We start from the raw sequence: 26,082 nt of genomic DNA on the forward strand, positions 1-26,082 counted from the left end.
CCTGATCCGCCGGAATGCGGCTTTCACGCCGCTGTCACAGGTGTTTTGACTGTCGCATGCCCCACGCTGGTGCTAAAGTGCTGCGTTGTCAGACATTCACGGCCCGCCGTGAATGTGCAGACAATAGGAGGCCACCCACCTTCCATCGGCGCAACGCCAGACGGCACCACAGACCGGCACCAAGCCGGCAAGGCTGCCGGATCCAGCCACTCCAGCACAGCAAGAGACATCCGTGAACTCTCCCTCCCTTGACGCATTCCTGGCGGGGGTTGCCCGCCGCGACCCCAATCAACCTGAATTCCTCCAGGCCGTGAAGGAAGTGATGATGACGCTCTGGCCCTTTGTCGGGCGCAATCCGCGCTACGCCGACCAGGCCCTGCTTGAGCGGCTGGTGGAGCCCGAGCGCGTGATCCAGTTCCGCGTGGCCTGGACCGACGACCAGAACCGCGTGCAGGTCAACCGCGCCTTCCGCGTGCAGCACAGCTCGGCCATCGGCCCGTTCAAGGGCGGCATGCGCTTCCACCCGACCGTGAACCTGTCGGTGCTGAAGTTCCTGGGCTTCGAGCAGACCTTCAAGAACGCGCTGACCACGCTGCCCATGGGCGGCGGCAAGGGTGGCTCGGACTTCGATCCCAAGGGCAAGTCCGACGGCGAAGTCATGCGCTTCTGCCAGGCGCTGGTGACCGAGCTGTACCGCCACCTGGGCCCGGATACCGACATCCCGGCCGGCGACATCGGCGTGGGCGCGCGTGAGGTTGGCTTCATGGCCGGCATGATGAAGAAGCTGTCGAACCAGTCCGCCTGCGTCTTTACCGGCAAGGGCCTGGCCTACGGCGGCAGCCTGATGCGCCCGGAAGCCACCGGCTATGGCACGGTCTACTTCGCGCAGGAGATGCTGCACCGTCGCGGGCGCGGCTTCGACGGCCTGCGCGTGCTGATCTCCGGTTCGGGCAACGTGGCCCAGTACGCCGCCGAGAAGGCCATCGAGCTGGGCGCGAAGGTGCTGACCCTGACCGATTCCGGCGGCGTGCTGCACTACCCGCAGGGCATGACCACCGAGCAGCTGGCCGAAGTGATGGCCTTCAAGAATGAAGAGCGTGGCCGCCTGTGCGACTTTGCCGCCCGCCACGGCATGACCTTCGAGGCCGGCCGCACCCCGTGGCACGTGCCCGCCGACGTGGCGCTGCCCTGCGCCACGCAGAACGAACTGGACGGCAACGACGCCGAGACCCTGCTTGGCAACGGCGTGATCTGCGTGGCCGAAGGCGCCAACATGCCGTCGACGCTGGAAGCGGTGGACCGCTTTGTCGATGCGAAGATCCTGTACGCACCGGGCAAGGCCAGCAACGCCGGCGGCGTGGCCACCTCGGGCTTGGAATTGTCGCAGAACGCGATGCGCCTGTCCTGGCACCACGCCGAGGTCGACGAGAAGCTGCATGCGATCATGAAGGACATCCACCAGAACTGCATCCACCACGGGCAGAAGGCCGGTGGCTATATCAACTACGTGGAAGGCGCGAATATCGCCGGCTTCGTCAAGGTGGCCGACGCCATGCTGGCGCAAGGCGTGATCTGACCCCCAAGGTCACTACAGCAAGCCAGCAAAAAAGGGGCAGCCCTTGCGGGACTGCCCCTTGTGCTCTACGCCTCAGGCATTGCGGCCTGCCGGCGTGTCACCAGCTCACTGCTGCGCCGGGAACGTCAGCGCATTGGTCAGGTCGCCCATCGGCTTGGCGTTATTGAGCACCAGCGAGGCATCGCGCAGTTTCAGCCCCGGCAAGGTCGGCAGCGCGAAGCGGTGCGTGATGAAGCGCAGCACCGAGGCCGTGTCGTACTGGGTATGGTCGACGTAGCCCTTCTTCGCGAACGGCGATACTACGATCGCCGGGATCCGCGTGCCCGGGCCCCAGCGATCGCCCGTGGGCACTGCCGCATGGTCGTAGAAGCCGCCGTTCTCGTCGTAAGTGACGACGATCAGCATGTCCTTCCATTGCGGGCTCTGCTGCAACTGGGCGATGACGCTGGCAATGTGCGCATCGCCGTCGGCCACGTTGGTATAGCCAGGGTGCTGGTTCAGATTGCCCTGCGGCTTATAGAACGTCACGGCGGGTAGCTTGCCGGCGGCGGCATCCTGCAGGAACTGGCTGTCATAGTCCTTCAGGTGCGCGTTGCGGTAATCCGCGTGCGCGACCGGATCGAACGAGGCGTAGTAGTTGAACGGCTGGTGGTGCGGCTGGAAGTTGGGCGTGGTGTTGTTGTAGATGCCGGTCGGATCCTGCGCCACCTTGGACCAGGCTCCGGCGTACCAGGCCCAGCTGATGCCGCGCGCGTCGAGCAGGTCGGCGATGGTGGTCTGGCTCAGCACGGGCATTGTGCTGCTGTTGGCCGGGTCGGCGAACAGCTTGGTGGTGTCGCTGGTAGCGGGCTTGTTGCCGCTCGGCTGGTAAGCCGGCTGCATGGTGTTGACCGCGTAGAACATGCCGGCGGCGTCCTTGGGCGTGAGCGCGCCGTCGTTCAGGTACGTCGGCGCACCGTTGAGCACCGATGACGGGTTGCCGGTGCCCGGGGTAAGGCGCAAGAAGTTGCCGCCCGCGTCGACATCGATGGCGGAGATCTTGCCCTTGGCCACCGAGGTGTCGGCGTTGGGATACTGCGGCGCGCAGGCGCAAACCAGGTACTGGTGGTTCAGGAACGAGCCCCCGAACGCGCCCATGTAGAAGTTGTCGGCCAGCACGTACTGCTGGGCGATCTTCCACATGGCCATGCCGCTGCCATCGTAGTAGCCCATCGACAGGCCGCCGGCATCGGAGTAGGCAGCGTACTTGTCGTTCTTGCCGCGATTGATCTGCATCTGGTTGTTATAGAAGCGATGCACCAGGTCACGCGTGGTGACCGACTGCGGCACCACCACGCCAGTGCCGTTGACGCCGACCGGGTCATCGATGCGGAACGGCTTGTTGGCCCAGTTCGTGGTGCTGGACTGCGGCAGCGTAACGGTCTGGCCGGCCGCGGTCAGGCCGCCCCAGGTAGGTGGCAGCACGGGAAGCGTGGAGCCGTCGAAGTCCTTCTGCGGCTCGGCCTTGCCGGTCGAGGCCGGGTTCACGCCCGGGACGCCGTTGGCGCCAGGGAACAGGCCGTAGAGGTTGTCAAAGCCGCGGTTCTCGGCGTAGATCACTACCACGGTCTTGATCTTCTGCAGCGCCAGGCGCTTGGCCACGCGATCGCGCATGCCCTGGTTGATATCGCCGCCGTCGGCCACCGTGTCTGCGATGAGGTCGATGGCCTGCTCGATTTCCGCCTGCAGGGTGGCCTTGATCTTGCTGTCGCCTTCCTTGTTGTGGTCGGTCAGCAGCTTCTCGGCGGGCACGCCGAGGCGGGCGGCCACCTGGGACCTGGCGTCATCCAGGCTGCTGCCGTTGCTTTCCATGAGCGCAACCAGTTCGGTGGAGATGGCGCTGACAATGCCATTGGCGCTTGCCGGCGCCCGGAACACCAGTGGTCGCGTCACGGCGTTATGCACGCCGCCGTCTTCATTGCGGAAGGCGTCTGTGCCGATCTCTGCTACCACGGCGCCTACGCCGGGCAGCGTGAATGCGCCCTGCGCGTTGGTGAAGGCACTGGCTTCGCCGCTGTCGCACTTGCCATTGTTGTTGGCATCCAGGCAGACGCGGGCGTGTTCGAAATAGCTGCCGGTGACCACACCGGAGGTGCTGGCGGACGGTGTGGAATTGCTGCCGGAGTCGCTGCCCCCGCAGGCAGTCACGCCCAAGGCAGTCAACACCGCCAGGGACAGCGGTCGGAATACATGGCTCATATCAATCCCTATTTGTTGGTTGGGGACATCGTTCTCTGATGCCGCGGGAGTCTCGCGCCGCTCTGTTTCAGCCTGATGACCGCGGTGGATCGCATGAAGGCCAAAGACGAAGGGTCGGATCGCGCGAAGGCAATCCGGGTGCGTCACGGCATTGTCATGAAGCCTTGCTAGGCTCGCCGTTCATCTGATGTCCGGGTTGTGCTTCCGCCCGTGTCTCGCACCTTTGCCTTCTCTGCTTCCGCCGCCCGCTCCGCCCGTCCTGCCCCCCCCTCCCGTCATGTCGCCAATTCCGTCGCTGTTGAATGCCCCGATGCCCTCGTTGCAGGCGTGTGGACGCGCAGCCGCAGGGATGTTGCTGATGCTGTCGGCAGTGCTGCTCGGGGCATGCGGCAGGGAGCAGGCGCAAGCCGTACAGGGCACGGCGGGGACTTCCATGGTGGCCGCGGCCGCGAGCCAGCCTGTGCCGGCTTCCGCAGGTGCCTTCTACACGATGCTTGCGACGCGCAGGCCATCGGTGCCGGCCATGAGCGCACTGGGCAAGGCACTGTTCTTCGATCAGACGTTGTCCGCATCGGGGCAGCTTTCCTGCGCCAGCTGCCATAGCCCCGAGCATGCCTACGGGCCAGCCAACGACCTGTCCGTGCAACTGGGCGGCGCCGATATGCGGCGCACCGGCGTGCGCGCCGCGCCTTCGTTGCGCTACGTGCAGAACGTGCCGCCGTTTGCCGAGCATTTCCACGAGAATGACGGCAACGACAGCGAAGACCAGGGTCCCGCGGGGGGGCACAACTGGGACGGCCGGGCGTCTTCCACCCATGAACAGGCCGGCATTCCACTGCTGTCGGCTCACGAGATGGCCAACCAGGATCCGGCGGCGGTGGTGGCGCGCGTTCGCGCGGGCCGTCACGCGCAGACGTTCCGCGAAGTGTTCGGGCCAGACATTCTCGATCGCGACGACACGGCCTTCCAGGCGGTGCTGATGGTGCTGGAGGTGTTCCAGGAAACGCCGGCGGAGTTCTACCCCTACACCAGCAAGTACGATGCCGTGCTGCGCGGACAGGCGAAACTGAGTCCGCAGGAGGCGCGCGGGCTAAAGTTGTTCAACGATCCCGCCAAGGGAAACTGCGCCGCGTGCCATCCCAGCGCGATCAGCGCCGACGGCGTGTTTCCGGCGTTCAGTGACTTCGGATTCATCGCACTAGGTGTGCCGCGCAACCGCAAACTTGCCGGCAACAGCGACCCCGCCTTCTTCGACCTGGGATTGTGCGGCCCCGACCGCACCGACCTGCGCAGGCACGAAGCCTACTGCGGCTTGTTCCGTACGCTATCACTGCGCAATGTGGCGACGCGCAAGGCCTTCTTCCACAACGGCGTGCTCCACTCGCTGGACGAAGTGATGCACTTCTACGCCGAACGCGACACCCGCCCGGGCAAGTGGTATCCGCGCATGCCGGACGGCGGCGTGGACAAGTTCGATGACCTGCCCGAGCGCTATCGCGGCAACGTCAACAGGGAGCCGCCCTTCGGCGGCCGTCCGGGCGGCCGAGCCGCGCTGACAGAGGGTGAGATCCGCGACGTGATTGCGTTCCTGAACACGCTGACCGACGGCTACCGTGCTCAGGCGGCGCGCTGATCTGGGCGCTGGCCGCGAACGTCATCGAGAGTGAGTAGCGAGGTCTTGGGGTGTTACTTGCCCGGCGTTCCCGATTCGTTGTCGATGCCGGTTCCAGCAGCTTTTGTTCTGGTGCTCTGACACAGAACCAGCGCCAGCCACGATCAAGGGCGCAGCCGATCCTTCGACCGTATCCATTTCCGTCGCCGACAGATGGTTGATGTACCGCCCTGACACGGTATCTGCCCGCTCGATCTCTTCAAACGTCACGGCCTTGGCCCATGCGCCGCAGCCAAGGCTGGCCAGCGCAAGCGCGGCCACGGTCTTCTGTACGTATTGCATTGGGGTTCTCGTTGAAGTCGAAGGTCACGATGGAATTCAGATTAGTCACGGCTTTCCGGCCTCGGTATCTGAGGATTCCGAAGATTGATGCGAAACTGGCCTCTTGGCGCCCCGAAACATCTGCCAGATTGGCGGAATCTTCCGATTGCGGTTGCCGCGCCCGTGGTTATGATTCGAAGATCTATCCTTGATCCGCCGGAGCCTGCCCGTGACCCCCTTTGCCGCCATGCCCGCCTGGTTTGCCTGGGCGCTGATGTCCGCTGTCTTTGCCGCATTCACGGCGATCTTTGCCAAGGTCGGCCTGGCCGGCATCGATCCGGATATGGCTACGCTGGTGCGCGTGGTCATCATCACCGGGGTGCTGGCGGTGTTCGTGGCGGTGACGGGCAAGTGGGGAAACCCGGCCATGTTCACGCCGCGGAACTGGATCTTCCTGACCCTGTCCGCGCTGGCGACCGGTGCTTCCTGGGTGTGCTACTTCCGCGCGCTGCAGATTGGCGATGCGTCCAAGGTGGCGCCGGTGGACAAGTTCAGCCTGGTGCTGGTGGCGGTGTTCGCGGTGCTGTTCCTGGGCGAGCGGCCCGCCCCGCGCGAGTGGCTGGGCATTGCGCTGGTGGCGGCCGGGGTCATGGTGCTGAGTCTGCGGCGCTAGTGCCTGGGGCCGCGCCGTCCGGGGGCGGTCCGTTGCGCTCGCGTGCCAGGTAGGCGTGCAGCGCGGCCTGCTTGGACGGGTAGAACAGGATGCCGGTGCTTGCCGGCGGCACGCCGCGGCGGTCCAGCCAGGCGGTCAGCTGCGCCGTGCGTCCGGCGATTGCCAGTTGGGTACCGCGCGCGGACAGCTGGGCCTGCAGGTCGCGCATCATGGTGGCGCCGGTCAGGTCGACGTGCGCGATGGAAATCGCATCGATCACGACCCACCGCGCCTCTCGCAGCGCGGTCAGCGCCAGGATGCGCTGGCGCAGGAAGTCGGCGTTGAAGAACGTCAGCGGCGATTCGAAGCGGTAGATCAGCAGCCCGGGCAAGGGCCGGGCCTCGGGGTAGTGGGCCAGTTCGTAGAAGCCATCGTGGCCTTGCCACAGGCCCAGTTGCTGCTCGCCGGGGCGGGCCATCTGCGCCAGGAAGCGCAGCAGCGCGATGGCCACGGCCAGCAGGATGCCCGACATCACCCCCAGCAGCACCACGCCCGCCACCGTCACCAGCGCAATGCCGTGTTCGGCGCGGCTGTAGCGGCGCAGCGCCATCAGGCCGCCGAAGTCGAACAGGCTGAAGGCCGAGGCAATCAGGATCGCGCCCAGTGCGGCCGTGGGCAGCGCCGCCAGCAGGTCGGTCAGGAACAGCAGCACCAGCAGCACCGTCACCGCGCCCACCACCGACACCATGCGCGTGCGCCCGCCGGCGGCTTCGTTGATGGCGGTGCGCGAGCTCGATCCGCTTACGGCAAAGCCCTGGCTGAGCGCGCTGGCGATGCTGGCCGCGCCGATGCCGATGAACTCCTGGTTGGCGTCGATGGCGTAGCCATTGCGTGCGGCAAAGCTGCGGCTGGTCAGCATGCCGCTGCTGAGCGACACCAGCGCCAGCGCGGCCGCGGCCGGCACCAGCGTGCCGAACAGCTCGTGCGGCATCGACGGCGTGATCAGCCGCGGCAGCCCGGCCGGCACCGGGCCCACCACCTGGATGCCGAGGCCCTGCAGGCCCAGCATCCAGCTGACGAAGGTGGCGAACGCCAGCGCGAACAGCGCGCCCGGTGCGCGCGGCTGCCACGCGCGCGCGCCAAAGTAGACCGCCAGCGTCAGCGCACCCAGCGCGGCCGTCGGCCAGTGGATCGCGCCCAGCTGCGCGAGGAACGACTCCGCCTGGCCGATCACGTCGCGGCCCGCCAGCGTCAGTCCGGTGATCTTGCCAATTTGGCTGAAGGCGATATTGATGGCCACGCCGTTGAGCAGGCCGGCAAGGATCGGCAGGGACAGGAAATCGGCCAGGAAGCCCAGCCGGAACTTGCCGGCCAGCACGCAGAAGACGCCGGTCAGCAGCGTCAGCGACACCGACAGCGCGCGGTAGGCCTCGCTGTCGGGCAGCGCCAGCGGCGACAGCGTGGCGGCGATCATCGCGCAGGTGGCGGCGTCGGGCCCGACGATCAGCTGGCGTGACGAGCCGAACAGCGCATAGGCCAGCATCGGCAGGACCACGCTGTACAGGCCGACTACCGGGCTGAAGCCGGCCAGCTGAGCATAGGCCACGCTGATGGGCAGGCTGACCGCGGCCACCGAAACGCCCGCCTGCAGGTCCACCGCGAAATCGTTGCGGCGGTAGCGCAGCAGCTCGGCGGCGCCGGGCATCAGGCGGGTCAGGGCGGTGTGCAGCATGGCGGGGTTGGTGGTGTGCTCAGCGATGGCTTGCCTGGCCGGGAAATGCGGCTACGATGGCGGTGATCCCGAATCGATCATCCACACAGGAGGCAAGCGATATGCTGGAACTCAGACCGGGCTGCGAACATTGCAACAAGCCCCTGCCACCCGAATCCACCGAAGCCCGCATCTGCTCGTACGAATGCACCTTTTGCGCAGACTGCGTGGACATGCTCGGCAATGTCTGCCCGAACTGCGGGGGCGGCTTCACGCCGCGGCCGGTGCGCCCGGCGCGCGACTGGAAGAACGGCAACTATCTCGGCAACGACCCGGCCAGCACCAAGGTGAAGCACCGGCCGGTCGACCTCGCGGCGCATGCACGCTTTGCCGGGGCGATCGCCCCGGTCCCGCCCGAGCAGCGCTAGCGGCGGCCTGGACTAGCCTTTGGATTTCGGCTGGAGCAGCGCGCTGGCCTCCTTCACATTCTGCTCGGCGCGCTTGCTGATCACCGCAAGCGCTTCGGCCTGCGCCTTCTGCGCGGTTTCGGCCAGCGCGCGCATGTTCTCCAGTGCCTGGTGCAGCTGCTGCTGCACGAATTCACTGTGCTTGGCCATGGCCTCGGCCGGATTGCCCGCCGTGGTGTACTGCTGAGCGGCCGCCTGCAACTGCTGCATGGTCTGGGCGAAGATCTCCTGCTGCTTCTGCACCATGGCCTGGATGCCCTCATAGGCCAGCTTGTTGGCCTCGGTCAGGGCCTCGATGTCCTTGCGGCGCGCTTCGATCACCGCGCTCATGTCCACGCCCGGCAGGCGGAACTGTTCCATCATCTTGGTGAAGTCTGCAAAGGGGTTGGGAGGCGTGGCCATGCTGGGTCTCCTTCTGGAAGGACTGGCGGGGTGGCCGGCGGCGGGGGATGGAGCGCGCCCTTCGGCCGGGTTCCTGTCCACTATAGCCGCAATCCGCACACTTCTGGCTGTCAATCGAGGAAGACCCTAAAGTTTCCGCCCCCCATGCCGTTGGCATCCATAGCCCGCGAGTGCTTCGGCCCGACCCGGCCCGCCCGCGGACGATGAGAGCGAAGAACGCCACGCCGACCGGCGCGCGGCGGCACTTCGCCATAACCAGTGCTAATCAGGTAGAAGACATGAAGAATCTAGGCATCGGGGTCCGCCTCGGGATCGGCTTTGGGGTGGTATTGCTGCTTTCCGCGCTCATGACCGTATTTGGCATGATGCGGCTGCAACAGGTGGCCGAGCACACGCACGCGATGATGCAGCAGCCGCTGACCAAGGAGCGGCTGGTCAGCGACTGGTACCGCCTCATGCACACCAGCGTGCGCCGCACCACGGCGGTGGCGCGCAGTGCCGACCCGTCGCTCGGCGCGTTTTTCGCGGCCGAGACCAAGGCGTCGATCGAAGGCATTGCCGCGCTGCGCGACAAGATCCAGCCGCTGCTCAGCTCGGAAGAAGAGAAGGCCGCGTTCCAGAAGATCCTGAGCGTGCGCGACCCGTACAACAACGGCCGCGACAAGATCACCAAGCTCAAGCAGGAGGGCCTGACCGAAGAGGCCAACCAGGTGCTGGAGAAAGAGTTCGTGCCCGCCGGCGACGCCTACCTGGCCGAGATCCAGAAGCTGCTCGACATCCAGCGCGGCAGCATCGACGCCACCGCGCGTGAGGTCGACGGCATCTATGTCAACGCGCGCAACAGCCTGATCGCGCTGGGCGTGGTGGTGCTGGCGATCGGCATTGCGTTCTCGGTGTGGCTGACGGTGGGCATCACGCGGCCGCTGCATCGCGCCGTGGCGGTGGCGCGCACCGTGGCGTTGGGCGACCTGACCAGCCGCATCGACGTCGACAGCCGCGATGAGACCGGCCAGCTGCTGCAGGCACTGGCCGACATGAACGCCAATATCCTGCGCATCGTGCGCCAGGTGCGCGCGGGTACCGAGTCGATCGTGTCCGGCACCAGCCAGATCGCGGCCGGCAACACCGACCTGTCGCAGCGCACCGAGGAACAGGCCGCGTCGCTGCAGCAGACCGCGGCCAGCATGGAAGAACTGACCAGCATCGTGCGCCAGAACGCCGACAACGCGCGCCAGGCCAGCACGCTCGCGGTCAATGCCTCGGACATCGCCGAAAAGGGCGGCGATGCGGCGGGCAAGGTCGCCGAGACCATGGAAGAGATCAACGGCGCGTCCCGGAAGGTGGTCGACATCATCGCCGTGATCGAAGGCATTGCCTTCCAGACCAATATCCTGGCGCTCAACGCCGCGGTGGAAGCCGCGCGCGCCGGCGAGCAGGGCCGCGGCTTCGCCGTGGTGGCGGGCGAGGTGCGCACGCTGGCGCAGCGCAGCGCCTCCGCCGCCAAGGAGATCAAGGCACTGATCGGCGATTCGGTCGACCGCGTCGAGAAGGGCTCCATGCAGGTGACGCAGGCCGGCCAGACCATGGTGGAGATCGTGGCCGCGGTCAAGCGCGTGACCGACATCATGGGCGAGATCAGCGCCGCCTCGGCCGAGCAGAGCGCCGGCATCGAGCAGGTCAACCAGGCGGTCACGCAGATGGATACCGTGACGCAGCAGAACGCCGCGCTGGTGGAAGAAGCGGCCGCCGCAGCGGGCTCGCTGGAGGAGCAGGCGCAGCGGCTGAAGGAGGCGGTATCGACGTTCAGGCTGGCGGCGTAAGCGCAAGCCGTTGGATTTCTCCCCTCTCCCGCTGCAAGCGGGAGAGGGGAGCACACCCATCTCAGCGCTAACCTCAGCGCGCCTTCAAGAACTCCCCCACCTCCAGCAACACCAGCTCATTGTCGTCCGCCTGGTTCGGCTCGCGGCTGCTGCTGAAGGGCAGGTTGTTGTCGTTGCCCACCACGATGTGCGTGGGGTCGACCACGTCGACGTTCTCGATGGTGAAGAACGGGAACGCCAGCACGCCATCGGTCAACGGCTTGCGTGCAAGCTTGCCCGGATCGGCAATGCGCAGCAGGTCGATATAGCCGATCTTGCGCAGCGGCCCGCCGGCGTTGGCATCGCTCAGCTCGACCTTGTACACGCGCTTGAATTTCGCGACATCGTCAAAGCAGTCCGTGCGCTTCTGTCCTGCCGGGCAGGCCTTGTCGGGCGTGCCTTCGCCGTTGTCGCGCTCGATGATCAGGCCGGTGGTGGCGTCGATCATGTTGAAGTCGCCGATGGCATGGCTGGCGCCTTCCAGCACATATTTCCAGTGGCGGCCGGTCCAGGCCTGCTGCTTGACGTCGAACTCCAGCACGCGCAGGTAGGGCTTGCCGCCATCGTTCTCATAGCCTTTGGCGGCCTCGTCCCACAGCGCGCCTTCCAGCAGCGCGTACAGCTTGCTGCCGTCGGGCGAGGACGCCATGCCCTCGAAGCCCTTGGAGCGCCGCACCTGGAACTTGACGCTGCCGTCCGGCGCGCCCGGCGCCGTGACCGCGGGGTGGTCGGGCGAGCGCACCACCTTGCCGTCGACCATGGTGTCGAACACGGCCAGCACCTTGCCGTTCATGTCCGCCTTGATCAGGAACGGGCCGAACTCGTCGCCGATCCAGATCGCGCCATCGGCGAACTGGAAGCTTTCCGTATCGAAGTCCGAGCCCGTCAGGTAGCGCGGCTTCGTGCCTTCATGAACGATGCGGAACGGTACCTTCTTGTCCGGGTCGTGCAGGAAGATGGTCTTCAGGCGCTGCATGCGGCCGCTGGCGAAGTCCACCTTGTAGTGGTTCAGATACAGCATGAAGTCCGGCGAGTTGGCCTTGGCGCCGGCGCCGTTGTCGGTCAGCACCCAGAAGCTGCCGTCGGCCATGTGCTTGATGCCGGAATGCCCCTGCGCCGGCTGGCCGCGGAATGGCAGCGATACACCGGTGGGCCGGCCGTTGGACTTGCCCTCGACCGTGCCCGGCGTCTCCACGCGCTGCGCGGTGGTGAACTTGCCGCTGACCTGCAGGTCAGCGGGCGCGTCCTTTGGGACGGCGAGCATGGTCTGGGCCGGCAGCAGGGCATGGCCGGCCAGCGTGGCGGGATAGGCAGCAGGGGCCTGCGCCCATGCGTGCGCTGAAGCCAGGCAGCCCAGCGCGACGGCCACCGGGGCCAGCAGCAAATAACGAGACATTGTGGTTTTCCTTGGCGTTGAAGAGGACAAAACCCTGCATTGTCGGCGCCAAATTTGACAAAACTGTGATCCGCAGGGCGCATGACTGCGATCATGCTGCGCTGCAGCGTAAACGCCATGCAGGCACCGTGCCGGTGCAATCTGCGAACGATTGTGCTGCGCGGGCGGCGCTATATGGGGCCAGCGCCCGGATTTCTGCCGATAGCCGCGCAAAAAGCAGTGGGTTTTCAGTCTCCCGAAAGCAAACTGAGGCAAAATTCTATTTTTCGCCTAGATTGCCGCCGGCTGTGACCCAGCAAGCGGATGTCCCATCACCCGTTCGAGGATCTGAGAGAAGCAATGAGTAACCAGCAACCCACCATCATCTACACGCTGACCGACGAAGCTCCGCTGCTGGCGACCAGTGCGTTCCTCCCGATCATCCAGACCTTCACCAAGCCGGCCGGCATCAACGTGACCACCAGCGACATCTCGGTGGCGGGCCGTATTCTGGGTGAGTTCCCCGAATTCCTGACCGAAGCACAGCGCGTGCCGGACAACCTGGCCGAGCTGGGCAAGCTGACTCAGCTGCCGGACACCAACATCATCAAGCTGCCCAACATCTCCGCCTCGGTGCACCAGCTGGTCAGCGCCGTCCGCGAGCTGCAGGGCAAGGGCTACAAGGTGCCGGACTATCCGGAAGACCCGAAGACCGACGAAGAAAAGGCCATCCAGAAGCGCTATTCCAAGTGCCTGGGCAGCGCCGTGAACCCGGTCCTGCGCGAAGGCAACTCTGACCGCCGTGCCCCCGCCGCGGTCAAGAACTTCGCGCGCAAGCACCCGCACAGCATGGGCGAGTGGAGCATGGCCTCGCGCACGCACGTGGCCCATATGAAGCACGGCGACTTCTACCACGGCGAAAAGTCGATGACGCTGGACCGTGCCCGCGACGTCAAGATGGAGCTGGTCACCAAGAACGGCAAGACCATCGTGCTCAAGCCCAAGGTTGCGCTGCTGGACGGCGAGATCATCGACAGCATGTTCATGAGCAAGAAGGCGCTGTGCGACTTCTATGAAGAGCAGTTCGAAGACGCGCGCAAGACCGGCGTGATGCTGTCGCTGCACGTGAAGGCCACCATGATGAAGGTGTCGCACCCGATCGTGTTCGGCCACGCCGTCAAGATCTTCTACAAGGAAGCCTTTGCCAAGCACGGCGCGCTGTTCGATGAACTGGGCGTGAATGTCAACAACGGCCTGGTCAACCTGTACGAAAAGATCGAGGCGCTGCCCAGCTCCAAGCGCGAAGAGATCATCCGCGACCTGCACGCCTGCCACGAGCATCGCCCGGAACTGGCCATGGTGGATTCGGCCAAGGGCATCTCCAACCTGCACGCGCCCAACGACGTGATCGTCGATGCCTCGATGCCGGCCATGATCCGCATCGGCGGCAAGATGTGGGGCGCCGACGGCCGTCCGAAGGACACCAAGGCCGTGATCCCGGAAAGCACCTTTGCCCGCATCTACCAGGAGATCATCAACTTCTGCAAGACCAACGGCAATTTCGACCCGACCACCATGGGCACCGTGCCCAACGTGGGCCTGATGGCGCAGAAGGCTGAAGAGTACGGCTCGCACGACAAGACCTTCGAGATCGCCGAAGACGGCGTCGCCAACATCGTCGACCTGGCCACCGGTGAAGTGCTGCTGACGCAGGACGTCGAGCAGGGCGACATCTGGCGCATGTGCCAGGTCAAGGACGCGCCGATCCGCGACTGGGTCAAGCTGGCCGTCACGCGCGCGCGCAATTCGGGCATGCCGGCGGTGTTCTGGCTGGACCCGTACCGTCCGCACGAAGCCGAGCTGATCAAGAAGGTCGAGACCTACCTGAAGGACTACGACACCAAGGGCCTGGACATCCAGATCATGTCGCAGGTGCGCGCCATGCGTTACACGCTGGAGCGCGTGATCCGCGGCCTGGACACCATCTCGGTGACCGGCAACATCCTGCGCGACTACCTGACCGACCTGTTCCCGATCATGGAACTGGGCACCAGCGCCAAGATGCTGTCGATCGTGCCGCTGATGGCAGGTGGCGGCATGTATGAGACCGGCGCCGGCGGTTCGGCGCCGAAGCACGTCAAGCAGCTGGTGGAAGAAAACCACCTGCGCTGGGATTCGCTGGGCGAGTTCCTGGCGCTGGCCGTGTCGCTGGAAGATGTCGGCATCAAGACCGGCAATGCCCGCGCCAAGATCCTGGCCAAGACGCTGGACGCGGCCACCGGCAAGCTGCTCGACAACAACAAGAGCCCGTCGCCCAAGACCGGCCAGCTGGACAACCGCGGCAGCCAGTTCTACCTGGCGATGTACTGGGCGCAGGAACTGGCGGCCCAGTCGGACGACGCGGAACTGGCCGCGAAGTTCGCGCCGCTGGCCAGGACGCTGACCGACAACGAGCAGAAGATCGTTGGCGAACTGGGCGCCGTGCAAGGCCAGCCGGTGGATATCGGCGGCTACTACCAGCCGGACGCCGCCAAGCTCAGCGCCGCGATGCGCCCGAGCCAGACGCTGAATGCCGCGCTGGCATCGGTGGCAGCCTGATCGCAACTGGCCCGCTCCGCGGGCTGGCAGCAAACAAAAACCCCGGGCCTCGGCCCGGGGTTTTTGTTTGCGCGGCGACTACGCTAGGGCTGCTGCGTTTCCGTGTGGATGTCCCACCCCTGTTCCGGGCCGCTCTTCTGGTCACGGTAGGTCCACAGGGCGCCGCAGTCCTGGCAGACAAAGCTGCTGATGGTGACCGCCGCCGAGCGCGGCGGCTTGATGCGTTGGGTATCGGTGATGCGCAGTGCCGCGTGCCCGGGGGCGCCGCGCACATGGCGTTCGATGGCCTGGCAGGCAGTGCAGAGTGTCATCCGTGTGTGTTCCGTTCGATGGGCCACTTTAGCATGCCGGTGCCCTCGGAGCGGCGAGACCCTCAACCCGCACTTTCCACGCGATTCCAGGGCCGATTCGGCGAAGTTCATTGACATGGCAGGGGGCGACCTGTATAAGGATGAATGCAGGATCTTTCAAGCAGCAACCTAGAAGTCCAGGTGCTTGCCCACACGGCGCCACTTTTTCTCCTTGTGTCTTCCTTGATCGTCATGCCTTGCCGGCGCTTTTGCCGGTGAGAAAAACTTATTAAGGAATCCAACATGGAAACCGGTACCGTCAAGTGGTTCAACGATTCGAAGGGTTTTGGCTTCATTACGCCTGATGCAGGCGGCAACGACCTGTTCGCGCACTTCTCCGAAATCCAGGGCAACGGCTTCAAGTCGCTGCAAGAAGGCCAGAAGGTGCGTTATGTTGCTGGCGTCGGCCAAAAGGGCCCGGCCGCGACCAAGATCGAGCCGATCTGAACGCACAGACCTGAGTTGAGCTGAGCGCCTCGGCGCCAGTCCAATCAAAAAGGCTCCGCCCAGGCGGGGCCTTTTTATTTTGCCCGCCAGTACACCGGAAAATGGTGAAATAAAGCCACATCGGGCCCGCCAACAGGCGTAGAGTGGGGGCAAGACCACCATTCGGGCGGAGGCTGCCATGGATATCTATCCAGCTGCAACTTACAAGGGATATGACCTCTATCCCCTGGTGTACAAGCATGCAGTCACGCGCGCGTGGCCTGAGCCGCGGCCCGACCGCTCGTTCGATGCCGCGGTGGTGATCTGCCTGGAAGGCGAGTCGCCCGAAGGCCTGCAGGCACGCACGTTCCGCCTGGATGCCACGCCCTGGGACAACGTCGGTGGCGCGCGCCGTGGTGCGCTGCGCTATGCCGAGGCGATCATCAACGGCGCAGTGCCGGGGGTGTCGGTGGCAACGGCAGGTTCGCCGGCGGCGTCCTGAGCGTACCCAGGCACCAACGCAGCAATTCATCCCATCAACGCGGCACGATGCCGCATGGAGCCGTCGTGAGCGACAGCACTCCCAGCCGAAGTCCTGGCAACAATATTCCCGGCAGCACGCCCTTTGCCAGCTACAAAGGTTTTGACCTGTATCCCCTGGTTTATCGCCACCGGCCTGAGCAGTCCTGGCCGCGTACCAAGCCCGACAACAGTTTCCTGGCCTCGATCGTGATCTGCCGCGAAGGCTATCGCCCGGGCGAGGACCATGCGCGCGTGTTTCCCGTGGGCCAGTCCCGTTGGGAGAACATCGGCTCGGCCCGCCGCGGTGCGCTGCAGTTCGGTGAAGACATCATCAACGGCCTGGTGACCGGCGAATCCGTAACGTCGCTTTAGGCGTCGGTTCTGCAGCGGCCTGCTCGACAGGCCCGCTGCATAACCGGATACGCGCGCGGCGTCATCCGTCAGACTGCAAGGAGTCCGTTTATGGACATGCGTACGGGATCATCCGGTTTTCTGTGCACCTTGCCCGGCGAGGGCAAAGGCATCACCTATCACGTGGCAGTCTGCTTTATCGATGCGGAGCGTCCCACCGGTGTGCTGTTCACCAGCTTCGTGGGTGTAGGGCGGCGTTCGTTCGGGGTGCTGATCGACCCGGGCGCGTTGCGGGGCCAGCTTGCCGCCAGCGGTGAGGCGCTGTGCCGCCTGGCCATCGGCCAGGTGGTGCGCGACCAGTTGCACGACAAGGCGCGCGAGGGTGACTATGTGCTGGACCTGGCCGCCGCGCCATGGGACGGTGAGCTGCGCACTGTAGGCGCCGGGCTCAGGACGGCCAGGCAGCATGTGCGCGTGCTTGGCTGACGCGCCGGTGCGCTAGCCGCAACGGCTGCGCCAACGCGCATCACGCCAGAATCAGATCTGGAAGACAGGGTTGCCGTGGCGCTCCAGCAGCGCTTCGATCAGCGCCATGTCGGCGATTTCGGGGGTACGGTCTTCCACCGCGCGCGACGGCCCGCAATAGGTGGCCGTCACGTGGCGCCTGACCGTCAGCACGCCCGATGCGGGCGGTGCGACTTCCACGGCCTGCCACGGTGCATGCCGGTAGCTGCCCGGCTGCCAGCCTTCGGGCGTCAGGTGCAGGGCTTCCCATTCTTCGATGACGGACATGATCGGTTCTCCTTGATTGAGGGATGAGGCGTTTGCGGGACGGCACGCGCCGGCACGGCGCATGCCATGGCGAGGGTACGCTGGCTTACGACTTGTGCCGGTAGTTGATGCGTCCCTTGGTGAGGTCGTAGGGCGACATCTCCAGCGTGACGCGGTCGCCCGCCAGCACGCGGATGCGGTTCTTCTTCAGCCGCCCGGACGAATACGCCCAGACTTCGAAGCCGTTTTCCAGGATCACGCGGAAACGGTTGTCGGGCAGGACTTCCGACACCTTGCCGCCAAATTCGACCAGCTCTTCTTTTGCCAAGGAGGCTCCTTGCTGTAGCCGCGCCTTTCGTGCGCGCGCTGTTGTGACGGCCAGCTGGACACCAACTGGCCGATGGGATGGGTGGCTTACTGCTGGCGCAGGCGCGCTGCGGCGCGTTCGCCGGCACGGCGGGCGGACTGCCTGGCACGGGCTTCAGAGCGGTGCGTGTCGTGGCGCATGGCCACGTTGGCCACGATGCGTTCGGCGCCATTGCGGTATTCCGCAATCATGTAGGTCGCGAACCAGAGGCCGGGTTCCTGCTGGATGGGATAGACGGAAACGGTGTAAGGGGTAGCGTTGATTCGATTCAATGTGATGCCTGTTCATGGGCGCGGCCGCAGGGGCGCGGAGCATCGTTCCGATGCAGGCGTCGCGCGGTGGCGGCCGTTCGCCGTTGCTGTGGGCCAGCGTCGGGCCCGCGCGGCTGCGCAGGCGTTGAATCTGGCGTGAAGTGGACCATGCCTGCGCAAGCCGATGCGCCGGGTACAGGGGCGATCGTTGCGGAGCGGACGTGCCGCCGGTCGGATAGGGTGGTGGGCCGTTCTGCACAAGCTGGCCCAAGGACGCATCGGGTGTACGCCCGATATGCCGCCGCTGGATGCTTTTGTGAGATTGTCTTGCGGCTGGCGCACAGATGTCGGGCGTTGCCGATCCGTGCATAAGAACTCGCATAATACCACTTCCGGGCCAACCCTGCCCGCGTGACGGGCAGTGCCCCCGGCACGGCCGCTTTGCGATGGTCAGTGTTCGCTGATCTGTCCGAAGCGCAATGACAGGAAGTCGATCAGTTCACGCACCGAAGGCAGCAGCCCGCGCCGTGACGGAAATACGGCGTGGATTACGCCGCCCTTGACCGACCATTCCGGCAGGACCTTCACCAGCCGGCCATCGCGCAGTTCATCGATCATCATCATGACCGGCAGTTGCACGATGCCCGCACCGGCCACTGCCGCGGTGCGCAGCATGATCATGTCGTCGGTGACCAGCCTGGGCTTGTGATGCAGGTCGGCACTGGCGCCGTCGGGGCCATACAGCGACCAGGTGTGCGAGGGGCGTGGCGGGCCCAGGTCAAGCGTGGGCAGCGCGTTGAGGTCCGCCGGTGCCAGCAGCGGTCCGTGGCCGGCCAGCAGCGCCGGGCTGCCGACGAAGCACCAGGCGCGCTCGGACAGCACCCGCATCACCAGGTCGCTGTCTTCCAGCGGCGGCACGCGCACGCGGATCGCCAGGTCGATGCCCTCGGCCACCACGTCCACGCGCCGGTTGGTGGCCTCCAGGTGCACGACGACCTTGGGGTTGGCCGCCATGAAGTCTGCGAGCATGTCGCCCACGCGGGCGTGCAGCAGCGCCACCGGGCAGGTCATGCGCACCAGGCCGCTGGGTTCGGCGCGGGTTTGCTCGATCGCGCTCTCTGCGGCCTCGGCCTCCACCAGCATGGCCTTGCAGTGGGCGTAATAAGTCTGTCCCAGCTCTGTCACCGAAAAGCGCCGCGTCGAACGCTGGATCAGGCGCACACCGAGACGCTCCTCCAGCATCGCCACGCGCCGGCTCAGCTTGGACTTGGGAATGCCGAGCACGCGCCCGGCGGGCGCAAATCCCTGGTGGTCCACTACCTGCGCGAAGTAAAACAGGTCATTGAGGTCGGGATGCAAAGGGGCGGCTCCTGTCGTCCTGTCAGTAGGACGCTGAAGGCAGATTTTCCAGCCTACCGGTGTGATTTGCCAAGACCTATGCTTTGCGCACACGGCCGGCTTGGGACTGCCTGAGCCGCCGGTTTCGCCAACCGCACAGGAGAAAGCCAAATGACCACACCCGCCAATTTCAATGGCAAGCGTCCGGTACTGGATCCCGCCGATACGGCGATGCTGCTGATCGACCACCAGAGTGGCCTGTTCCAGACCGTGGGCGACATGCCGATGCCCGAGCTGCGCGCGCGTGCGGCAGCGCTGGCCAAGATGGCGACGCTGTGCAAGCTGCCCGTGATCACCACGGCATCCGTGCCGCAAGGCCCGAACGGCCCGCTGATCCCGGAAATCCACGAGAACGCCCCGCATGCCAAATACGTCGCGCGCAAGGGCGAGATCAACGCCTGGGACAACCCCGACTTTGTCGCCGCGGTGCGTGAGACCGGCAAGAAGACCCTGATCATCGCCGGCACCATTACCAGCGTGTGCATGGCGTTCCCGTCGATCAGCGCGGTGGCCGACGGCTACAAGGTGTTCGCCGTGGTCGATGCCTCGGGCACCTATTCCAAGATGGCGCAGGAGATCACCCTGGCGCGCATCGTGCAGGCCGGCGTGGTGCCGATGGATACCGCCGCCGTGGCCTCGGAGCTGCAGCAGAGCTGGAACCGCCCGGACGCGCAGCAATGGGCCGAGGTCTGCACGCAGATCTTCCCGGCCTACCGCCTGCTGATCGAGAGCTATCTCAAGGCCCAGGACGTGGAGAAGAACCACGAGGTACTGGACTCCAACCGCTGACGCCAGGCCGGCAACGGCCTGCATACCCCCGGGTGCGGACCCACGGCGAAGGCCGCGGGTCCGCACCCTGATGTTCACTGGAGAATGTCATGAGCAAGCCCTATAAGCGCCTGGACAAAAGCCAGGCTGCCGTCCTGATGGTCGATCACCAGGCCGGACTGCTGTCGCTGGTGCGGGACATCGAGCCCGACAAGTTCAAGAACAATGTGCTGGCGCTGGCCGACCTGGCCAAGTACTTCAAGTTGCCGACGGTGCTGACCACCAGCTTCGAGGACGGGCCCAACGGGCCGCTGGTGCCGGAACTCAAGGCCATGTTCCCCGATGCACCGTTCATTCCGCGCCCGGGTCAGATCAACGCCTGGGATAACGAGGACTTCGTTGCCGCCGTGCGCGCCACTGGCAAGAAGCAGCTGCTGATCGCCGGCGTGGTCACTGAAGTGTGCGTGGCCTTCCCGGCGCTGGCGGCGATCGAAGAGGGTTTCGAAGTCTTCGTCGTGACCGATGCGTCGGGCACCTTCAACGAAATCACGCGCAATTCGGCATGGCAACGGATGTCGGATGCCGGCGCGCAGCTGATGACGTGGTTCGGCGTGGCGTGCGAACTGCATCGCGACTGGCGCAACGACATTGAGGGCCTGGGCACGCTGTTCTCGAACCATATTCCGGACTATCGGAATTTGATTACGGCTTATACGACGGTGAAGGGTAGCAAGTAAGCAGTGCAGCCCAGCAAGCTGCCTGTTTGCGCCCCTCTCCCGCTTGCGGGAGAGGGGCAGGGGGAGAGGGCAGGCACTGGCAGACCGACACACATCACTTCGTCGATACGCCGGCCCTCTCCCCAGCCCTCTCCCGCAAGCGGGAGAGGGAGCACACAAGCGACGGTCGATTTCTCTCAGGCTTCTTTCACAGCCGCCCCCACCGGCGCCGCTTCGACTTCCTCCTGCGCCGATGCCGAGCGCCGGTGGTTGATCATCGACACCGCCCCCACCGCAATCACCGCCGGGATCGCCATCGCCATGAAGTTCTGCTGCAGCGGCAGCGACATGCCGACCAGCACGCCGATCACGATCGGTGCCAGGATGGCGCCGCTGCGCCCCACGCCGGAAGCCCAGCCGATGCCAGTGCCACGCACGGCCATCGGATAGAACTGGCCCGCATAGGCATAGGTGACGATCTGCGTGCCGATGGTGGAAGCACCCGCCAGGCCCACCACGACGAACAGCGCGGCGCTGGGCATCGGATAGCCCAGCAGCGTGATCGACACTGCCGCCAGCGCGTACATGCCGATCAGCACGTGCTTGATCGGCAGGCGATCGGCCAGCCAGCCCCCGCCGATGGCGCCGAGCATCGCGCCGAAGTTCAGCACCAGCACGAAGGTCAGCGCCGAGCCCAGGCTATAGCCCGCGCTTGCCATCAGCTTGGCCAGCCACGAGCTGAGCGCGTACACCATGAACAGGCACATGAAGAACGCCACCCAGAACATCACCGTGCTGAAGCCGCGGCCGTCCTGGAACAGGCGCTGGATCGGCGCGCTGCCGGCCTTCTCGTCAGCGGGCAGGGTGAACGTGTCGCCGGCTTGCGGGCGATGCGAGGGCACCAGCCGCGATACCACCGCCTGCAGCGCCGCGGTCTGGCCGGTGCGGATCAGGTAGGGCATCGACTCCGGCAGCGAGCGCAGTACCAGCGGGATCAGCACCGCCGGCAGGCCTGCAGCAAGGAACACCGACTGCCAGCCGTAGCTTTCGATCAGCCCCTTGCCCAACAGCGCGGCCAGCATGCCGCCGACCGAGTAGCCGCTGAACATCAGCGTCACCAGCGTGCCGCGCAGCTTGCGTGGCGAGTACTCAGTCATCTGCGCCACCACGTTGGGCATGACCCCGCCAATGCCCAGCCCCGCCAGGAAGCGCGTAACGCTGAATGTCACCGGGTCGCTGGTAAAGCCCGCTGCCGCGGTGAAGACGCTGAACAGCAGGATGCAGATGGCGATGGCGCGCCTGCGGCCGATGCGGTCGGCCACGGTGCCGAGGAAGATCGCGCCGAACATCATGCCGAACAGCGCCGAGCTGACCATGAAGCCCGCGCTGGTGGCGGTCACGCCCATCTCTTTCATGATCGACGGCAGGGCGATGCCGGCCACGGCGAGGTCATAGCCGTCAAAGATGATGATCAGCGCGCACCAGAGCAGGATAAGCGCATGGAAGCGGTTGAAGCGGGCCTCGTCGGCCAGCTTGTGGACATCGATCTGACGCATGTTTTTGTCTCCGGTATGGGGGGGCGGTATGTTGCGATGAGGGGGCGTTGCCGCTCACGCCACCGCGACGGCACGCTCTGCGGCGGCCTTCAGTTCTCGTTCGCGCAGCATGAAGCGCTGGATCTTGCCGGTGGCGGTCTTGGGCAGCGCCTCGACGAACTCGATTGCGCGCGGGTACTTGTAGGCGGCCAGCCGCTCCTTGACGAAGGCCTTCAGTTCGCCGTCGCCGAGTTGCGCGCCAGCCTTCAGCACCACGAAGGCCTTGGTCTTGATCAGTCCTTCCTGGTCGGGTACGCCGATCACCGCGGCTTCCAGCACTGCCGGGTGCTGCACCAGCGTGGCCTCGACTTCGAACGGCGAGACGTAGATGCCGCTGACCTTGAGCATGTCGTCGCTGCGCCCGGCGTAGCTGTAGCTGCCATCCGGGTTGCGCACATACTTGTCGCCGCTCTTGGTCCAGCCGCCGCGGAAGGTCTCGCGCGATTTCTCGCGGTTGGCCCAGTACATCATCGCGGCACTGGGGCCCTGGATATAGAGCTCGCCGATCTCGCCGTCGGGCACCGGGCGCCCGTCTTCGTCGCGCAGTTCGATGGCGTAGCCCGGCACCGGCCAGCCGGTGGTGCCGTAGCGTACCTGCCCAGGGCGATTGGACAGGAAGATATGCAGCATCTCGGTGGAGCCGATGCCGTCGATGATCTCGCAGCCGAAATGCGCGGTGAAGCGCTGGCCGATATCCGCCGGCAGCGCCTCGCCGGCGGACGAGCACAGCCGCAACGCCACCTCGGTGCGTGCCGGCAGACCTGGCGAGGCCAGCATGCCGGCGTATCCCGTCGGCGCGCCGAAGAACACGGTTGGCTTGTGCTGCAGCCAGCGGAGGAAGGTGGCCTCGGGCGTGGGCCGCTCGGCCATCAGCACCACCGTGGCACCAACGCTGAGCGGGAAGCTGAGCCCGTTGCCCAGCCCGTAGGCGAAATACAGCTTGGCCGCCGAGAAGCAGACGTCCTGCTCCTGCAGGCCGAGCACCGGGCCGGCATAGAGCGCGGCGGTCCAGTAAGGGTTGCCGTGGCTGTGCACCACGCCTTTGGGCTGGCCGGTAGAGCCGGACGAGTAGAGCCAGAAGCCGGGATCGTCGCAACTGGTGGCGGCGGGCGCTTGCAGCGGCGTTTGCGCGGCAAGCACTGCATCCAACGCCACCATGCCATCGGGCAGCGGCTCATGCGCACGGCACACGAACACCTGTCGCACTTCATGCCCCGGACGGGCCAGCGCCTCCTGCAGCACGGGCAGCAGCGCGGCCGATACCAGCACCGCCTGCGCGCGGCTGTGCTGCAGCATGTAGGCGTAGTCGTCGGCGGTCAGCAATGTGTTCACGGCCACCGGCACGATGCCGGCGTACATCGCGCCCAGGAAGCAGACCGGCCAGTCGGTGCAGTCGTGCATCAGCAGCAGCACGCGTTCCTCGCGGTGGATGCCGGCGCCGAGCAGCGCGGCACCCAGGCGCTGCACCTGCTGCGCCAGTTCGCCATAGGTGAGCTGGCCGTCGTCATCGATATAGGCCACCTTGCCGGCGCGCCCGGCATTGCAGCCGAGCAGGTGCGCGGCAAAGTTGAAGGACGTGCCGGGTGGCCGGACGGGTGTCTCGGCGGGCGTGGCGGTCATGGGTGTCTCCCCGTTGCTGGTGTACGGTGTGCCGCGCGCCGCCATGCGGGCGTGGCGGCGCGGTGAAGCGGGTTGGCCTGGACGGTCAGGCGAGCGCGTCGAGCACCGCGGTGCTGGCCTGGATGGCGCTGCGCCGGTGATAGAAGTGCAGGGCGCGCAGGCCGCCCAGTTCTTCGCCGCCGCCGGCGCGGCCGGGGCCGCCATGCAGCGACTGCGGCATGACGTTGCCGTGGCCGGTGTGCAGCTGCGCCACGTCGGGCGAGATCACATGCACGCGGCCGTGGCTGTCGGCCAGTTCGACAGCGGCAGCCCCGAGCGCGCCCGCGTCGCTGCCATAGAGCGATGCCACCAGCGAGCCCTGACCCTGGCGCACCAGTGCCAGCGCGTGCGCGGTATCGCGGTAAGGCAGCAGCGTGGCGACCGGGCCGAACACTTCGGTGTCATGCACCACGGCGGCAGCGTCCGCATCAGGTACGCCGAGCAGGGTCGGGCCGATGCAGCGGGCCACGGCCGGATCTGCATCCACCAGCGGCTGCTGCGTGCCGTCATGCAGCACCTGGGCGTGCTTGCGCAGGTTTGCCAGCCCGTCTTGCACGGCGTTGAACTGCGCCCGGCTGACCAGCGCACCCATGCGCACAGCGTCGTTGCGCGGGTTGCCCACGGTCACCTTCGACAGCCGTGCGCCGATGGCCTCGGCGGCCTGGCCATACAGCGCTTCAGGCACGAACACGCGCCGGATCGCGGTGCACTTCTGGCCGGACTTGACCGTCATCTCGCGCACGACCTCCTTCACCAGCAGGTCGAAGGCGGCGGTGTCGGGGCCGTCCTGCGGCAGCAGCACGGCGGAATTGATGCTGTCCGCCTCGATATTCACGCGCACAGAGCGCTGTGCGATGGCGGGATGCGAGCGGATCACCGCCGCGGTATCGGCCGAGCCAGTGAACGACACCACGTCAAAGGGCTGCAACTGGTCAAGCAATCCTGCCGAGCTGCCGCAGATGACCGACAGGGCGCCCGCCGGCAGCACGCCGGCCTCGACTACGTCGCGCACCATGCACTGCGTCAGCCAGGCGGTGGCAGTGGCGGGTTTGACAATCACCGGCACGCCGGCCAGCAGCGCGGGCGCGGCCTTCTCCCACAGGCCCCAGCTCGGGAAATTGAAGGCATTGATAAACAGCGCGACGCCGCGCGTGGGCACCAGCACATGCTGCGAATGGAACAGCGGATCCTTGCCCAGGCGCGCGGCCTCGCCATCCAGCAAGTAGTGGCGGTCGCCGAGCGTGTCGCCCAGCTTCGCATACGTGCCCAGCGTAAAGATGCCGCCATCGATATCGACCGCGGAATCGTTCTTCACCGTGCCGCTGTTGGCGGTGGCGATCTCGTAATAGGCGTCGCGGTTGGCCTGCAGGACTTTGACGGTCTCGGCCAGCAGCGCGGCGCGCTGGCGGTAGGTCAGCGCGCGCAGTGCCGGGCCGCCCTGATCGCGGGCAAAGGCGAAGCCCGCCGCCAGGTCGAGCCCGGTGGCGTCCACGCGCACCAGCTCGTCGCCCAGCACGGGATCGAACAAGGGCGTGCCGGCGCCGCTGCCGGCCTGCCACTTGCCGCCGAGGAAGTTGGATAGCAATTCAGTCATGGGGGATCTCAGCGCGTGAAGTCGATGCGGCCTTCCGGCAGCAGGTAGAGCACCAGCGCGCGGCCGTTGCTGACGGTGGGGCGGTGGGCGCTGCCCGGCGGGCATACCAGCCAGCCGGCGGGGCGGCCGTCGAACTGCGCCTCGCCGTCGAGCGGCATGATCAGGTCGATCTCGCCGTTGGGGTGGGTATGGTGCGGGCCGGCAATGTCCTGCATGTCGACCACGTCGACCGAAAAGCCGTGCAGGTCGTCGGCGGGCTTGAAGATGCGGCCGTAGCGGATGCCGCCGCCTTCGCGATCGCACAGCCAGCCTTCGGCCACGCCGGCCTGGCAGGCGTCCTTCAGTTGCTGGTAGGTGGGGCTGCCGGCGCCGTGCTCGGCATTGAGCCAGGCATCGAGTGCGGCATCTAGTGGGCGGCCTGCCAGTTGCGCGGTGAGATGCGCGATCTGGCTGCGGAATTCAGTGGGGGACATATTGAGGGGGCTCCGTCTGATTCGCCAGTT

General features: G+C 66.0%; 26 protein-coding genes. 12 read left to right on the forward strand and 14 right to left on the reverse strand.

Annotated features, from left to right (window positions below; translation table 11 throughout):
* The first annotated feature begins 232 nt into the window (after positions 1-232).
* Complete coding sequence (gdhA, locus tag DN412_RS13875; RefSeq protein ID WP_115212171.1) at positions 233-1,576, forward strand: NADP-specific glutamate dehydrogenase; 1,344 nt, start codon at positions 233-235, stop codon at positions 1,574-1,576.
* Between the two features lie 105 nt (positions 1,577-1,681).
* On the opposite strand, the gene acpA is transcribed toward gdhA, so the two are convergent.
* Complete coding sequence (acpA, locus tag DN412_RS13880) at positions 1,682-3,814, reverse strand: acid phosphatase (RefSeq protein WP_115212172.1); 2,133 nt, start codon at positions 3,812-3,814, stop codon at positions 1,682-1,684.
* A 349-nt stretch (positions 3,815-4,163) separates the two neighbouring features.
* On the opposite strand from acpA, the gene DN412_RS13885 reads away from it, so the two are divergent.
* Positions 4,164-5,447 (forward strand): cytochrome-c peroxidase, encoded by a 1,284-nt coding sequence (locus DN412_RS13885; protein ID WP_425267415.1) that lies wholly within the window; start codon positions 4,164-4,166, stop codon positions 5,445-5,447.
* A 21-nt stretch (positions 5,448-5,468) separates the two neighbouring features.
* Here the strand turns inward: DN412_RS13885 and DN412_RS43015 are convergent, their stop codons facing one another.
* Positions 5,469-5,768, reverse strand: coding sequence for a hypothetical protein (locus DN412_RS43015; protein ID WP_133303048.1), 300 nt, complete (start codon positions 5,766-5,768; stop codon positions 5,469-5,471).
* A gap of 208 nt (positions 5,769-5,976) precedes the next feature.
* Here DN412_RS43015 and DN412_RS13890 point away from each other — a divergent pair, with 208 nt between their 5' ends.
* The gene (locus DN412_RS13890; RefSeq protein ID WP_425267416.1) at positions 5,977-6,420 is read left to right on the forward strand and encodes an EamA family transporter; all 444 of its coding nucleotides are present in this window, start codon (positions 5,977-5,979) and stop codon (positions 6,418-6,420) included.
* Here DN412_RS13890 and DN412_RS13895 read toward each other — a convergent pair.
* On the reverse strand, positions 6,395-8,131 hold the full coding sequence (locus tag DN412_RS13895; RefSeq protein ID WP_115212174.1) for a SulP family inorganic anion transporter: 1,737 nt from the start codon (positions 8,129-8,131) through the stop codon (positions 6,395-6,397). The genes DN412_RS13890 and DN412_RS13895 overlap by 26 nt on opposite strands.
* 101 nt (positions 8,132-8,232) lie before the next feature.
* Between DN412_RS13895 and DN412_RS13900 the strand changes: the two genes are divergently transcribed.
* Entirely contained in the window at positions 8,233-8,538 is a 306-nt protein-coding gene (locus DN412_RS13900; protein WP_078200795.1) for a DUF1272 domain-containing protein, read from the forward strand.
* Between the two features lie 12 nt (positions 8,539-8,550).
* On the opposite strand, the gene DN412_RS13905 is transcribed toward DN412_RS13900, so the two are convergent.
* Positions 8,551-8,979: a phasin family protein gene (locus tag DN412_RS13905; RefSeq protein WP_115212175.1), complete on the reverse strand. Its 429-nt coding sequence runs from the start codon at positions 8,977-8,979 to the stop codon at positions 8,551-8,553.
* Positions 8,980-9,257: 278 nt separating this feature from the next.
* On the opposite strand from DN412_RS13905, the gene DN412_RS13910 reads away from it, so the two are divergent.
* Complete coding sequence (locus DN412_RS13910) at positions 9,258-10,799, forward strand: methyl-accepting chemotaxis protein (protein WP_115212176.1); 1,542 nt, start codon at positions 9,258-9,260, stop codon at positions 10,797-10,799.
* A gap of 73 nt (positions 10,800-10,872) precedes the next feature.
* On the opposite strand, the gene DN412_RS13915 is transcribed toward DN412_RS13910, so the two are convergent.
* The gene (locus DN412_RS13915) at positions 10,873-12,234 is read right to left on the reverse strand and encodes an esterase-like activity of phytase family protein (protein WP_115212177.1); all 1,362 of its coding nucleotides are present in this window, start codon (positions 12,232-12,234) and stop codon (positions 10,873-10,875) included.
* 339 nt (positions 12,235-12,573) lie between these two features.
* Here DN412_RS13915 and DN412_RS13920 point away from each other — a divergent pair, with 339 nt between their 5' ends.
* A complete protein-coding gene (locus tag DN412_RS13920) occupies positions 12,574-14,811 on the forward strand; it encodes an NADP-dependent isocitrate dehydrogenase (protein ID WP_115212178.1) in 2,238 nt (745 codons plus the stop codon).
* Positions 14,812-14,894: 83 nt separating this feature from the next.
* Here DN412_RS13920 and DN412_RS13925 read toward each other — a convergent pair whose 3' ends face one another.
* Positions 14,895-15,122: a hypothetical protein gene (locus tag DN412_RS13925; protein ID WP_078200790.1), complete on the reverse strand. Its 228-nt coding sequence runs from the start codon at positions 15,120-15,122 to the stop codon at positions 14,895-14,897.
* Positions 15,123-15,404: 282 nt separating this feature from the next.
* On the opposite strand from DN412_RS13925, the gene DN412_RS13930 reads away from it, so the two are divergent.
* From DN412_RS13930 to DN412_RS13945, 4 genes are all read left to right on the forward strand, one after another.
* Positions 15,405-15,608, forward strand: a complete 204-nt coding sequence (locus DN412_RS13930; RefSeq protein WP_010812830.1) for a cold-shock protein — start codon at positions 15,405-15,407, stop codon at positions 15,606-15,608.
* A 178-nt stretch (positions 15,609-15,786) separates the two neighbouring features.
* A complete protein-coding gene (locus DN412_RS13935; protein WP_115212179.1) occupies positions 15,787-16,089 on the forward strand; it encodes a hypothetical protein in 303 nt (100 codons plus the stop codon).
* Between the two features lie 65 nt (positions 16,090-16,154).
* Positions 16,155-16,481 (forward strand): hypothetical protein, encoded by a 327-nt coding sequence (locus DN412_RS13940; RefSeq protein ID WP_078201498.1) that lies wholly within the window; start codon positions 16,155-16,157, stop codon positions 16,479-16,481.
* 90 nt (positions 16,482-16,571) lie between these two features.
* A complete protein-coding gene (locus DN412_RS13945; RefSeq protein WP_115212180.1) occupies positions 16,572-16,946 on the forward strand; it encodes a hypothetical protein in 375 nt (124 codons plus the stop codon).
* Positions 16,947-16,997: 51 nt separating this feature from the next.
* Here the strand turns inward: DN412_RS13945 and DN412_RS13950 are convergent, their stop codons facing one another.
* The 4 genes from DN412_RS13950 to DN412_RS13965 form a co-directional block, all read right to left on the reverse strand.
* Positions 16,998-17,252 carry a translation initiation factor 1 gene (locus DN412_RS13950; protein ID WP_115212181.1) on the reverse strand — a complete coding sequence of 85 codons (255 nt, stop codon included), beginning with the start codon at positions 17,250-17,252 and terminating at the stop codon, positions 16,998-17,000.
* Between the two features lie 85 nt (positions 17,253-17,337).
* Positions 17,338-17,559: a translation initiation factor IF-1 gene (infA, locus tag DN412_RS13955; protein WP_008646230.1), complete on the reverse strand. Its 222-nt coding sequence runs from the start codon at positions 17,557-17,559 to the stop codon at positions 17,338-17,340.
* Between the two features lie 86 nt (positions 17,560-17,645).
* Positions 17,646-17,870 (reverse strand): isochorismatase, encoded by a 225-nt coding sequence (locus DN412_RS13960; RefSeq protein WP_078200786.1) that lies wholly within the window; start codon positions 17,868-17,870, stop codon positions 17,646-17,648.
* Positions 17,871-18,299: 429 nt separating this feature from the next.
* Positions 18,300-19,208 carry a LysR family transcriptional regulator gene (locus DN412_RS13965; RefSeq protein WP_115212182.1) on the reverse strand — a complete coding sequence of 303 codons (909 nt, stop codon included), beginning with the start codon at positions 19,206-19,208 and terminating at the stop codon, positions 18,300-18,302.
* Positions 19,209-19,358: 150 nt separating this feature from the next.
* Here DN412_RS13965 and DN412_RS13970 point away from each other — a divergent pair, with 150 nt between their 5' ends.
* A complete protein-coding gene (locus tag DN412_RS13970; protein ID WP_115212183.1) occupies positions 19,359-20,036 on the forward strand; it encodes an isochorismatase family protein in 678 nt (225 codons plus the stop codon).
* A gap of 89 nt (positions 20,037-20,125) precedes the next feature.
* Complete coding sequence (gene ycaC / locus DN412_RS13975; protein ID WP_115212184.1) at positions 20,126-20,752, forward strand: isochorismate family cysteine hydrolase YcaC; 627 nt, start codon at positions 20,126-20,128, stop codon at positions 20,750-20,752.
* Positions 20,753-20,928: 176 nt separating this feature from the next.
* On the opposite strand, the gene DN412_RS13980 is transcribed toward ycaC, so the two are convergent.
* The 4 genes from DN412_RS13980 to DN412_RS13995 all read right to left on the reverse strand — a co-directional run bounded on the left by DN412_RS13980 (position 20,929) and on the right by DN412_RS13995 (position 26,052).
* Complete coding sequence (locus tag DN412_RS13980) at positions 20,929-22,287, reverse strand: MFS transporter (RefSeq protein WP_115212185.1); 1,359 nt, start codon at positions 22,285-22,287, stop codon at positions 20,929-20,931.
* Between the two features lie 54 nt (positions 22,288-22,341).
* On the reverse strand, positions 22,342-23,946 hold the full coding sequence (locus DN412_RS13985) for a benzoate-CoA ligase family protein (protein WP_115212186.1): 1,605 nt from the start codon (positions 23,944-23,946) through the stop codon (positions 22,342-22,344).
* An 85-nt stretch (positions 23,947-24,031) separates the two neighbouring features.
* Positions 24,032-25,579 (reverse strand): 3,4-dehydroadipyl-CoA semialdehyde dehydrogenase, encoded by a 1,548-nt coding sequence (locus DN412_RS13990; RefSeq protein ID WP_115212187.1) that lies wholly within the window; start codon positions 25,577-25,579, stop codon positions 24,032-24,034.
* A gap of 8 nt (positions 25,580-25,587) precedes the next feature.
* The gene (locus tag DN412_RS13995; protein WP_115212188.1) at positions 25,588-26,052 is read right to left on the reverse strand and encodes a DUF4863 family protein; all 465 of its coding nucleotides are present in this window, start codon (positions 26,050-26,052) and stop codon (positions 25,588-25,590) included.
* Between the last annotated feature and the right edge of the window lie 30 nt (positions 26,053-26,082).

The sequence above is a fragment of the Cupriavidus lacunae genome, from assembly GCF_003353055.1.
GTDB classification, from domain to species: Bacteria; Pseudomonadota; Gammaproteobacteria; order Burkholderiales; family Burkholderiaceae; genus Cupriavidus; species Cupriavidus lacunae.

Bases quoted from the DNA above. Each gene is read 5' to 3' on its own strand.
- acpA (WP_115212172.1), bottom strand. From the start codon at position 3,814: ATGAGCCATGTATTCCGACCGCTGTCCCTGGCGGTGTTGACTGCCTTG.
- DN412_RS13885 (WP_425267415.1), top strand. From the start codon at position 4,164: ATGTTGCTGATGCTGTCGGCAGTGCTGCTCGGGGCATGCGGCAGGGAG.
- DN412_RS43015 (WP_133303048.1), bottom strand. From the start codon at position 5,768: ATGCAATACGTACAGAAGACCGTGGCCGCGCTTGCGCTGGCCAGCCTT.
- DN412_RS13895 (WP_115212174.1), bottom strand. From the start codon at position 8,131: ATGCTGCACACCGCCCTGACCCGCCTGATGCCCGGCGCCGCCGAGCTG.
- DN412_RS13900 (WP_078200795.1), top strand. From the start codon at position 8,233: ATGCTGGAACTCAGACCGGGCTGCGAACATTGCAACAAGCCCCTGCCA.
- DN412_RS13905 (WP_115212175.1), bottom strand. From the start codon at position 8,979: ATGGCCACGCCTCCCAACCCCTTTGCAGACTTCACCAAGATGATGGAA.
- DN412_RS13910 (WP_115212176.1), top strand. From the start codon at position 9,258: ATGAAGAATCTAGGCATCGGGGTCCGCCTCGGGATCGGCTTTGGGGTG.
- DN412_RS13915 (WP_115212177.1), bottom strand. From the start codon at position 12,234: ATGTCTCGTTATTTGCTGCTGGCCCCGGTGGCCGTCGCGCTGGGCTGC.
- DN412_RS13920 (WP_115212178.1), top strand. From the start codon at position 12,574: ATGAGTAACCAGCAACCCACCATCATCTACACGCTGACCGACGAAGCT.
- DN412_RS13925 (WP_078200790.1), bottom strand. From the start codon at position 15,122: ATGACACTCTGCACTGCCTGCCAGGCCATCGAACGCCATGTGCGCGGC.
- DN412_RS13930 (WP_010812830.1), top strand. From the start codon at position 15,405: ATGGAAACCGGTACCGTCAAGTGGTTCAACGATTCGAAGGGTTTTGGC.
- DN412_RS13935 (WP_115212179.1), top strand. From the start codon at position 15,787: ATGGATATCTATCCAGCTGCAACTTACAAGGGATATGACCTCTATCCC.
- DN412_RS13945 (WP_115212180.1), top strand. From the start codon at position 16,572: ATGGACATGCGTACGGGATCATCCGGTTTTCTGTGCACCTTGCCCGGC.
- DN412_RS13950 (WP_115212181.1), bottom strand. From the start codon at position 17,252: ATGTCCGTCATCGAAGAATGGGAAGCCCTGCACCTGACGCCCGAAGGC.
- DN412_RS13970 (WP_115212183.1), top strand. From the start codon at position 19,359: ATGACCACACCCGCCAATTTCAATGGCAAGCGTCCGGTACTGGATCCC.
- ycaC (WP_115212184.1), top strand. From the start codon at position 20,126: ATGAGCAAGCCCTATAAGCGCCTGGACAAAAGCCAGGCTGCCGTCCTG.
- DN412_RS13980 (WP_115212185.1), bottom strand. From the start codon at position 22,287: ATGCGTCAGATCGATGTCCACAAGCTGGCCGACGAGGCCCGCTTCAAC.
- DN412_RS13985 (WP_115212186.1), bottom strand. From the start codon at position 23,946: ATGACCGCCACGCCCGCCGAGACACCCGTCCGGCCACCCGGCACGTCC.
- DN412_RS13990 (WP_115212187.1), bottom strand. From the start codon at position 25,579: ATGACTGAATTGCTATCCAACTTCCTCGGCGGCAAGTGGCAGGCCGGC.
- DN412_RS13995 (WP_115212188.1), bottom strand. From the start codon at position 26,052: ATGTCCCCCACTGAATTCCGCAGCCAGATCGCGCATCTCACCGCGCAA.